Below are 9,892 nucleotides of genomic sequence, written 5' to 3'. Positions count from 1 at the left end.
GGTTTTTGAGAGTTCCCAGTGCGGCTTGGCAGTTGCGCATGTGGTCCAAAAAACACAGGGAATCGCGGATCGACGGCCCAGATGGACTGGACCTTCGGCGAGGTCATCTCCTACGCCTCGCGGGGCGTCACGCTGAATCCCGGTGACGTCATCGGCTCCGGGACGGTGCCCACCTGCACGCTGGTCGAGCACCTCAATCCCGCTGCGCTGGAAGCGTTTCCGGGCTGGCTGCACGACGGCGACGTCGTCACGCTTCGGGTCCAGGGCTTGGGGGAGACTCGGCAAACTGTCCGCGCCAGCGGCGCGCCGCACCATCTGGCCCCCCGGCCCAACCCCGACGCCGCACCTGCCCCGGCCCGGGTCAACCGCGCGCCGGCGAAGGTGCCCTACACCCGCGGGCTGCATCAGGTCGGCGACCGGGTGTGGGCATGGACGCTGCCCGACGGCGGTTACGGGTGGAGCAACGCCGGGCTGATCGCCGGCGACGGTGCGTCGCTGTTGGTGGACACCCTGTTCGACCTGGCGCTGACCCGCGAGATGCTCGCCGCCATGCGGCCCATCACCGGGCCGGCGCCGATCACCGACGCGGTGATCACCCACTCCAACGGCGACCACACCCACGGCAATCAGCTGCTCGACGCGTCGGTGCGCATCATCGCCGCCCGCGGCACCGCCGAGGAGATCGAGCACGGCATGGCCCCCGAGATGCTGGCCATGGCGCAGACCGCCAACCTCGGGCCGGTGGCAACGCCGTACACACGGGAACGCTTCGGGCACTTCGACTTCAGCAACATCACGCTGCGCAACGCCGACCAGACCTTCGAACGAAGCCTGTCGATCGAGGTGGGTGGACGCCGGATCGACGTGCTGAACCTGGGTCCCGCGCACACCGCCGCCGACTCGGTGGTGCATGTGCCCGACGCCGGCGTGCTGTTCGGCGGCGACCTGTTGTTCATCGGCTGCACGCCCATCGTGTGGGCGGGCCCGATCGCCAACTGGGTCGCGGCGTGCGACGCGATGGTCGCGCTGGACGCTGCCACGGTGGTGCCCGGCCACGGCCCGGTCACAGACCCGGATGGAATCCGTGCGGTGCGTGACTATCTCGTGCACGTCGCCGAACAGGCCGAGGCCGCATACCGCCGGGGCCTGTCGTGGGCCGAGGCCGCCGACACCATCGACCTCGGCGAGTACGCGACCTGGTTGGACGCTGAGCGCGTCGTCGTCAACGTCTACCAGCGATACCGCGAACTCGACGCGCAGACACCGCATTTGGAGGTCATGGCCCTGCTGGTGATGCAGGCCGAATGGCTGGCGAAGCGGTCGGCGTGATGCACCGCGCCGGCTAGCGCCGCACGGCCCTGACGAAGCTGATCGTGGTGGCGGGCACCTGCTGCCCGGCGGATCCCAGTTCCGGCAGACCCGCGGCGGCGAACAGGTCGGTGAGCCGAAACGTGGTGGTATCCCACCCGTTTGCGGCCAGGTGTGCGGCGACGTCGGTGTGCTCGCCGGGGTAGGCCAGGCCGGCGATGTCCAGCTCGAGCCCCTGCCTCCGCCACCCCTCGGTCATGCGCTGCGCCTGCTCCTGGCCCTCCGGCGTCGACGGGGCGACGGTCCCGAAATCGGCGGCGAACCGGCTGCCCTCGCTGGACAACGGAATGATGGCGTTCAGCAACCGCACTTCGGCTTCGGGCGGAAGGAATCCGATCAGCACTCCCTCGGCCAGCCACGCCGTCGGCTGATCCGGGTCAAAGCCGGCCTCCTGCAAAGCCGCCGGCCAGTCCTCGCGCAAATCGATGCCCACGGTGCGGAGTTCGGCGGTGGGGGCCGCGCCGATCTCGGCCAGCGTCGCCGTCTTGAACGCGATCACCTCCGGCTGATCGATCTCGTACACCGTCGTCCCGGCCGGCCACCGCAGCCGGTAGGCCCGCGAATCCAGCCCGGACGCCACGATCACCACCTGACGCAGCCCGGCCTGCCCGGCGGCGGCGAAGTAGTCGTCGTAGAACCGGCCCCGAGCCGCGAAGGTGTCCACCATTCGCGAGAAGGCGACGCCCTCTTCGATGTCGGCCGAATCGAGTTCGCCGCTGGCCAGCTTGGTGAAGACGTCCAGCCCGACGGCACGCACCAGCGGCTCGGCGAACTCATCGGTGATGACCGGTTGAGGACGTTTGGTGGCGGCCGCGCGGGCGGCGGCCACCATGGTGGCGGTGGCGCCCACGCTGCTGGCCAGGTCCCAGCTGTCGCCTTCGGTTCGTGCCATGGCTTCTCCTTCGGTGTGGTGGCAAAACCACGGTATGCCTCATCGGTGAACAGGCACGTCGCCTACGGTTCCCCTATGCCCGCAGTGACACTGGAAGCTCTCGAAGACAACATCGCCTGCATCACCCTGAACCGGCCCGAGCGCCTCAACGCCATCGACGGGTCGTTGATCGACGGCGTGGACAAGGCGCTCGACGTTCTCGACGAGGGCGAGTTCCGGGTGGCGATCCTGACCGGTGCCGGGCGCGGCTTTTGCGCCGGCGCCGACCTGAGCGGCACCGGCCAGCCGTGGACGCAGAACAAGCCGACCACCCCGGCGTTCAAGGTGAACTACGACGCGCAGGTTCGGTTGGCCAACCTGTACACCCGGATCTACGAGATGGACATTCCGGTGATCGGAGCGGTGAACGGTGTCGCCGTCGGTGGCGGCCTGGCGTTCTCGTTGGTCTGCGACGTCCGGGTCGCCTCCGAGCAGGCCCGGTTCGGTTCGGTGTTCATCAAGGCGGGCTTCTCGTCGATGGACATGGGCACCAGCTACCTGTTACCGAAGATCGTCGGCGCCGGCGTGGCCCGCGAACTCATGCTCACCGGCCGCATCATCGATGCGGCCGAGGCCTATCGCATCAAGCTGGTGCACGAGGTCGTCGCCCCCGACGAGCTGCTGCCCGCCGCGCTCAAGCTGGCCCGTTCGATCGCCGAGAACAACGCTTATGGCGTGTGGCAGACCAAGATCGGGCTCAACGCCGCGCTCGATGCGCCCAGCCTGCGCCATGCCATCGAGATCGAGAACCGCACCCAGATCCTCAGCGGCTTCACCAACAACCCGGTCGAGGCCGCCTTGGCGCACCGAGAGAAGCGCGCCCCGAAATGGGATTCGTTGTGAATTCTAGAGTTTCGCGATCACGTTCTCGGCGAACATCTCCAGGTTGCGGATCTTGCTGTCCAGCGGCTCGGTGTCCTTGCCCTTGATGTAGGGGATGCGGAAGCCGACGATGACGTCGGTGACGCCCTTGTCCTCGAGCCGCTTGATGCCGTCCGCGGTGTAGGCGTCGGCCGAGATGACGTGGATCTCGAACGGCCCCGTCTTGCCGGCCTCTTCGCGGAACTTCTTGAGCTTGGCCAATAGGTGATCGAGCTCCTCGGGGTCACCGCCGCCGTGCATCCAGCCGTCCAGGCGCGCGGCGCGCCGCAGGGCCGCGTCGGCGTGCCCGCCGATCAGGATCGGCACGGGCTTGGTCGGGGCGGGCGTCATCTTGGTCTTGGGGATGTCGTAGAACTCGCCGTGGAACTCGAAATACTCACCGGTGGTGAGGCCCTGGATGATCTCGATGCATTCGTCCATCCGCTTGCCGCGCCTGGCGAACGGGACACCCAGCAGCTCGTAGTCCTCGGGCCATGGGCTGGTGCCGACGCCGAAACCCACTCGGTTGTCGGTCATCGCGGCCAGCGAGCCAATCTGCTTGGCCACCAACGCCGGTGGGCGGATGGGCAGCTTGAGGACGAAGAAGTTGAACCGCAGCTTGGTGGTCACCGCGCCCAATGCCGATGTCAGCACGAAGGTTTCGATGAACTCCTTGCCGTCCAGGAACTCGCGGTTGCCGTCCGGGGTGTAGGGGTACTTCGAGTCGGATTCGAAGGGATAGGCGATGCTGTCGGCGATCGTCATGGCGTCGTAGCCAGCCGCCTCGGCTGCCTTGGCCAGCGGGATGTAGTACCTAAAGTCAGTCATCGCCTCTGCATAGGTAAACCGCACGTCATCTGCCTTCCTGGAGGGGTCGTCCCTCGACATTAGAACGTGTTCTAGTTTCAGCACAACCGGCAGCTGGGCGCGACGGGAACGGGGGCGCCGTCGAGGGACGGTTTCGGATTACAGCTGGTTCTCGGGACCGATGACCGCCCACACCGTCTTGCCGGACGGGGTGGGCGTGCTGCCCCACGCGCGCGACAACGCTTCGACGATCGCCAGCCCGGACACGTCGATGCCCTTCGGCGGCGACGGCAGCCGCACCGCGGGCGCGTCGCTGGCGTCGGACACCGCGATGGTCGCGGTGGTGCCCTGCGCTTCGATGCGCACCGCCGGAACGCTCGCGGTGTGCTCGAGCACGTTCTCCACGAAAACGTTGACCACCACCAGGGCCACCGGAATGAGTTTCGATTGCGACCAGGTGGTGAGCCACTCGCGGACCATGCGCCGTGACTCGCGCAGGCTGGTCAGGTCGGCGGGCAGCTGGACATCGGCGCGCCGCACCGGGCGGCGGCTGTTCTGGCCGAGCGCCTTCATTGCCGCCTTTTCGCTCGGATAGACCGGCATGAAGTGGGTGATCCCGCTATTGCTGATCGCCTCGCGGGTCGCCCGGTCGGTGCAGACCAACACGATCGGCACGTGGGGAGCGCTGCCAACCTGCCAGTAGGCGCCCATGAAGGTCGACCATGCTGATTCAGTGTGCGCCTTGAGGCCGGAGACGTTGACGATCACGGCGGCGGCGTCGTCCAACGTGGCCTTGAGAATTCGCTCGAGCACAGTGGTGGCGTTGGCGGCATCCAGCTCACCGTCGACGGTCAGAACGGCGACCGAGTCATCCGTTCGCATCGCAACGGCCACGGGGCTCATCCCAGCTCGGTCCTGGCGTCCGGTTCCATTTACCGCTCCTCGCATTCTGCCGGGCCGACTGCTTGAGTATCCGCTCTCAGGGGCAAAAGTCTACTTCGCAACTCGTCGGCGACTACGCAGGCAGAATCCACAGGCGATCGGGATTCGCCCGAATCTGTGCCGCAAGCCCGCAGTGAAGGCATCATGTGTTCCCCTCCCCACCCGCTGGGGCGTTCGACTTTCATCGCCCCAGCGTGCTGTGGAGTCCGTCGCCCAGCACGCGCTTCCCCGGGGTTACCACGCGCTGAGCGCCGCCAAACTTTTGGGTACGTTCAACAAACGTGCATTAACCAGCGCAAAGGCACCGATTTCGGCGGCCGCGGCGGCCCCGAGCGGGACTCAGCGGTTGCTCAGTGCGTAGGGCGGAGCGCCCACCCCGGCGACCGAGTGCGTTCCCCACGGTGTCTGTTCGACGATGCGTGCCGGCGCGCTGCGCCGACCGATGGTCAGTGTGCCGGTCCGCACTTGCTTGAAGAGGTCGTCCGACAACGGTCCGGCCGCCGAATCGAAGACGGTTCCCTGCCAGTGATAGCGGCCGTCGAGCGGGTCCAGATGGCCGGTCAGCCGGACCTGTACCGGATGGCGGGCGCCACCGATTTCCAGGGTGGCGGCTCCGCTGTAGGTGTTGTCGCCGGCGGGCGCGGTGGCCGACAGTTCGAAGGCGGATGCCACCGGGGGCGGCTCGGCCGGTCGCAACTGGGCCCGCTCGTTGAACACCCGCTGGCTGCTGGCCCGCACCTCGATGCAGGCGCTGGCGGTGCGCGCCATGACTTTCAGGCACTCGGCGACGTAGCGCGCCTGGGCGTCCCGATCGGGTCCGGTGATGACGAAGTAGTTCGGGAATCCGCGGACCGCCACCCCACAGAACGGCTCCATCCCGTCGTGCCAGGCCCGCCGCAGGGTGAGGCCGCCCGCGCCGATCAAGCCGTCGTCGGCGGCGTCCTCGGGGATGAAGAAGCCGGTGCCATAGACGATGGCGTCGACGCGGTGCTCGACGCCGTCGGCGGTGCGCACGCCCGCTGCGGTGACCGCCTCGATCGCCGACGCGGCGATCGTCAGCAGCGGCCGCGCGGCGGCGGGCCGGGCGCGGCTGCGCAGCCAGCGTTTGGCGCGGGTGGACCATGCCGGGATGTCGGCCACCACCCGACGTGGTGCGTGGGCGAACACGGTGACAGAAGCTGCCGCCCGAGTCAGTCGCTCGAGGTGATGGGCCGCCGCGGCGTCGGTGCCGATCGCCGCGATGTGCTTGCCGGACGGATCGAATCCGCGGTCCCATGCCGCGGCGTGAAACGTCGCACCGCGAAAGGTCTTGTCTCCAGGAAACTTCGGTATCCACGGGGTGCCGGGCCGGCGGTGTGCGTCGACGACGACGTGCGCCCGGACGACGCGGCCGCCGTCGGTGTGTAGCGTCCAGGTGTCGGTGCCCTCGTCGAACACGCAACGCGGGACCGGGACGTCCAGCGTCGCGACGTCGGTCACGCCGGCGGACTGCAAAACGGAGCGGACGCTGGCGTCCGGACCGATGACGACCAGCGGATGCTCAGCCGTCACAGAAACCTGCTGCGCTTCCAACCGCGGCGCGCGATCGGCCCCAGCAGGCCCACCTCGGTCAGAAACGCCGCCAGCGGAGCGAAGCCGGCCACCTGGGTGTCGCGGCGATGTGGGCTGGTGCGCGCGACCTTTCGGGCCCGCTTGGGGTCTAGGCCCGCCCGTGCGTACGGGACCGGATTGCTGAACAGGTAGTTGAAGAAGTATCCGCCCAACCCATTGATGTTGGCCATGAACCAACGGTTGAACCGGGGCATCTCAACGACGCGCTTACGGGCGCCGTCGCGCGCGAACTGGATGTGGCGTGCCTCTTCGGTGACGTGAATCCGCATGAGGCGCTGGATGATTGGCTGCAGTTCCGGGTCGTCCATCATCTGCCGCTGCAGCGAGTCGAAGATCTCCTCACCGATCAGGGCGGCCACCCAGAGCATCGAGCCGCGCTGAAACGCCAACGGCAGCGCATTGATGATCATTCGGTGAAACAGCTTGGGGCGCACCGGCTTTGCCCCGATGCGTTCGATGGCCTTGCCGAACATCACCATGTGGCGGGTCTCGTCGCCCAGTTCGGTCAGCTTGTAGTGCGTCGACCTGCTGGTCGGGTCTTCATGCAGGATGGTGCGCAGCAGCGCCTGGTTGAGCATGTTCTCGAACCAGATCCCGGCCGAGAGCGTGTTGACCAATTCCTGGCGGGACAGCTCGATTTGTTGTTCGCGGGACATCTCGTCCCACATGGGGGTGCCGTAGAGCGACACCAGCCGGGGCGGCAGATAGAACTTGTCCGGATCCAGCGGTGCGTCCCAATCGATGTCGACGACGGGTTCGTAGGACTTCTTGACCGAGCCCTTCAGCAACCGGTCCGAGAAGTCTTCACGACTCGGCCCTGGGGGCTTCACCGCTGAGGTCATGCGCCGCTCCCTCCATTGGGTGCTTCAGACGGTACCCATGGTACTGGGTACTTGGGGTCCCGGCTAGATGTCGAAGGTTGCGATTCGGCAATCTGACGGGCAACGAGCATCAGGAGGCGACGCGGTGGGCCGGCACATTCATGTCATCGGCATCGGGGCCGGCGACCCCGATTACGTGACCGTGCAGGCGATCAAGGCGCTCAACGCCACACAGGTCTTCTTCGCGATGGACAAGGGCGAACAGAAGAGCGACCTGGTGGCGCTGCGACGCGAGGTCTGCGACCGGTTCATCCGTGAGCCGGGCTACCGGTTCGTCGAGCTGGCCGACCCCAAGCGGGCAGACGATGCCGACTACCGGGGCGCGGTTGCTCAGTGGCACGCCGCCCGGGCGCAGATCTGGGCCGATGCGATCGCCGCCGAACTCGGTCCGCACGGCGTCGGTGGGTTTCTGGCCTGGGGCGATCCGTCGCTCTACGACAGCACCCTGCGCATCCTCGACGCGGTGGCCGCGCGCGTCGACTTCACGTTCGACGTCATCCCGGGGATCACCGCCGTGCAGGCGCTGACGGCACGCCACCGCATCCCGCTCAACGAGGTAGGCGAACCCGTGCTGATCACCACGGGCAGGCAACTGCGCACCCACGGGCCGTCTTCGGCATCGGCCGTGGTGATGCTCGATGGCGACTGCTCGTTTCAGGTCTGCCCGCCCGACACGCAGATCTGGTGGGGCGCCTACCTCGGCACCGACGATGAACTGCTCATCGCGGGCACGTTGGGCGAGGTGGGGCCGCGCATCGTTTCGCTGCGAGCCGAAGCCCGCGCCCGGCACGGCTGGATCATGGACACCTATTTGCTGCGACCGGCACACTGAAACCGTGCCCGAACTACCCGAGATCGAAGCGCTGGTCGACCACCTGCGGCGCCACGCCGTCGGCCTGCCGATCGGCCGGGTCGACATCGCCGCCCTGTCCGTGCTCAAGACCTTCGACCCGCCGATCAGCGCGCTGCACGGCCAGACCGTCGCCGGGGCCGAGCGGTGGGGCAAGTACCTCGGGCTGCGCACCGACAACCTCTTCTTGATCGCGCATCTGTCGCGTGCCGGCTGGCTGCGTTGGTCGGACAAGCTGGGCGCCGCGCCGCTGCGTCCCGGCAAGGGCCCGATCGCGCTGCGGGTGCACCTGGGCAGGCCCGGCGAGGCGCCCGGTTTCGACCTCACCGAGGCCGGCACCCAAAAGCGGCTGGCGGTGTGGCTGGTCGACGACCCGGCTCAGGTCCCCGGCATCGCCGCGCTGGGCCCGGACGCGTTGGATCTGGACGCCGACGCGCTGGCCGATCTATTGGCCGGCAACACCGGCCGGATCAAGACCGTCATCACCGACCAGAAGGTGATCGCCGGGATCGGCAACGCGTATAGCGACGAGATCCTGCACGTCGCGCGGATCTCGCCCTTCGCCACGGCCGGCAAGCTGTCCGATCAGCAACTCGCCACCCTGCACGACGCGATGGTTTCGGTGCTCACCGATGCGGTGACCCGATCCGTCGGGCAGGGCGCGGCCACGCTCAAGGGCGAGAAGCGCTCCGGCTTGCGGGTGCACGCCCGCACCGGGCTGCCCTGTCCGGTGTGCGGGGACACCGTGCGCGAAGTCTCGTTCGCGGACAAGTCTTTTCAGTACTGCCCGACGTGTCAGACCGGCGGGAAGATCCTGGCCGACCGGCGGATGTCGCGTTTGCTGAAGTAGTCGCCGGGCCGGGACTTGACACCTGTCGATATGCTGCCCCGATGACTCGCCAGAAGATCCTCATCACCGGTGCCAGCTCCGGCCTGGGCGCCGGCATGGCGCGTGCGTTCGCCGCCAAGGGCCGCGACCTCGCCCTGTGCGCGCGGCGCACCGACCGGCTCGATGAGCTCAAAGCCGAGCTGTCGCAAAAGCATCCGGGCATCAACATCGCCGTCGCCGCGCTCGACGTCAACGACCACGAGGCCGTCCCCAAGGTGTTCGCCGAACTCAGCGACGAACTCGGGGGCATCGACCGCATCGTCGTCAACGCCGGCATCGGCAAGGGCGCAAAGCTGGGGTCCGGCAAGCTGTGGGCGAACAAGGCCACCATCGAGACCAACCTGGTCTCAGCGCTGGTGCAGATCGAGGCCGCACTGGAGATGTTCAACAAGAACGGATCGGGGCACCTGGTGCTCATTTCGTCGGTGCTCGGCAACACCGGCGTCCCGGGCGTCAAGGCCGCTTACTGCGCCAGCAAGGCGGGGCTGACGTCATTGGGTGAGTCGCTGCGCGCCGAGTATTCGAAAGGTCCGATCAGGGTCACCGTGATCGAGCCCGGTTACATCGAATCGGAGATGACCGCCAAGTCGGGGAGCACGATGCTGATGGTGGACAACGAGACTGGTGTCAAGGCGCTGGTCGGTGCCATCGAGCGCGAGCCTGGCCGGGCCGTGGTGCCGCGGTGGCCGTGGGCGCCGCTGGTGCAACTGATGCGGGTGCTGCCGCCGCCGCTGACCAAGATGTTCGCCTGA

9 protein-coding genes and 2 pseudogenes are annotated in these 9,892 nt (G+C 67.6%); 6 read left to right on the top strand and 5 right to left on the bottom strand.

Annotation, left to right across the window (positions count from 1 at the left end):
• Nucleotides 1-66: 66 nt before the first annotated feature.
• Nucleotides 67-1,329, top strand: a pseudogene (locus A5646_RS09900) (MBL fold metallo-hydrolase); the annotation flags it as partial.
• Between the two features lie 13 nt (nucleotides 1,330-1,342).
• On the opposite strand, the gene A5646_RS09895 reads toward A5646_RS09900, so the two are convergent.
• Nucleotides 1,343-2,260: an SAM-dependent methyltransferase gene (locus A5646_RS09895; RefSeq protein WP_067021461.1), complete on the bottom strand. Its 918-nt coding sequence runs from the start codon at nucleotides 2,258-2,260 to the stop codon at nucleotides 1,343-1,345.
• Nucleotides 2,261-2,335: 75 nt separating this feature from the next.
• Here A5646_RS09895 and A5646_RS09890 point away from each other — a divergent pair, with 75 nt between their 5' ends.
• Nucleotides 2,336-3,142 (top strand): enoyl-CoA hydratase/isomerase family protein, encoded by an 807-nt coding sequence (locus A5646_RS09890; protein WP_066866720.1) that lies wholly within the window; start codon nucleotides 2,336-2,338, stop codon nucleotides 3,140-3,142.
• A gap of 3 nt (nucleotides 3,143-3,145) precedes the next feature.
• On the opposite strand, the gene A5646_RS09885 is transcribed toward A5646_RS09890, so the two are convergent.
• From A5646_RS09885 to A5646_RS09870, 4 genes are all read right to left on the bottom strand, one after another.
• Complete coding sequence (locus A5646_RS09885; RefSeq protein WP_066866718.1) at nucleotides 3,146-4,012, bottom strand: LLM class flavin-dependent oxidoreductase; 867 nt, start codon at nucleotides 4,010-4,012, stop codon at nucleotides 3,146-3,148.
• Between the two features lie 114 nt (nucleotides 4,013-4,126).
• Complete coding sequence (locus A5646_RS09880; RefSeq protein WP_066866716.1) at nucleotides 4,127-4,870, bottom strand: STAS domain-containing protein; 744 nt, start codon at nucleotides 4,868-4,870, stop codon at nucleotides 4,127-4,129.
• Between the two features lie 378 nt (nucleotides 4,871-5,248).
• Nucleotides 5,249-6,241, bottom strand: coding sequence for a DUF4873 domain-containing protein (locus A5646_RS09875; RefSeq protein ID WP_231998277.1), 993 nt, complete (start codon nucleotides 6,239-6,241; stop codon nucleotides 5,249-5,251).
• Nucleotides 6,242-6,456: 215 nt separating this feature from the next.
• Nucleotides 6,457-7,362 (bottom strand): diiron oxygenase, encoded by a 906-nt coding sequence (locus tag A5646_RS09870; RefSeq protein WP_066866715.1) that lies wholly within the window; start codon nucleotides 7,360-7,362, stop codon nucleotides 6,457-6,459.
• A gap of 124 nt (nucleotides 7,363-7,486) precedes the next feature.
• Here A5646_RS09870 and cobF point away from each other — a divergent pair, with 124 nt between their 5' ends.
• The 4 genes and pseudogenes from cobF to A5646_RS09855 all read left to right on the top strand — a co-directional run bounded on the left by cobF (nucleotide 7,487) and on the right by A5646_RS09855 (nucleotide 9,892).
• Nucleotides 7,487-8,233 (top strand): precorrin-6A synthase (deacetylating), encoded by a 747-nt coding sequence (gene cobF / locus A5646_RS09865; protein WP_067021458.1) that lies wholly within the window; start codon nucleotides 7,487-7,489, stop codon nucleotides 8,231-8,233.
• A 4-nt stretch (nucleotides 8,234-8,237) separates the two neighbouring features.
• Nucleotides 8,238-8,480 (top strand): annotated as a pseudogene (locus A5646_RS29835) (DNA-formamidopyrimidine glycosylase family protein); the annotation flags it as partial.
• Between the two features lie 162 nt (nucleotides 8,481-8,642).
• Entirely contained in the window at nucleotides 8,643-9,101 is a 459-nt protein-coding gene (locus A5646_RS29830) for a zinc finger domain-containing protein (RefSeq protein WP_231998020.1), read from the top strand.
• 41 nt (nucleotides 9,102-9,142) lie between these two features.
• Entirely contained in the window at nucleotides 9,143-9,892 is a 750-nt protein-coding gene (locus A5646_RS09855; RefSeq protein WP_067021454.1) for an SDR family oxidoreductase, read from the top strand.

Source organism: Mycobacterium sp. 1245499.0 (assembly GCF_001673615.1).
Lineage (GTDB): Bacteria > Actinomycetota > Actinomycetes > Mycobacteriales > Mycobacteriaceae > Mycobacterium > Mycobacterium europaeum_A.
This window is presented reverse-complemented; position numbering and strand designations above follow the sequence as displayed.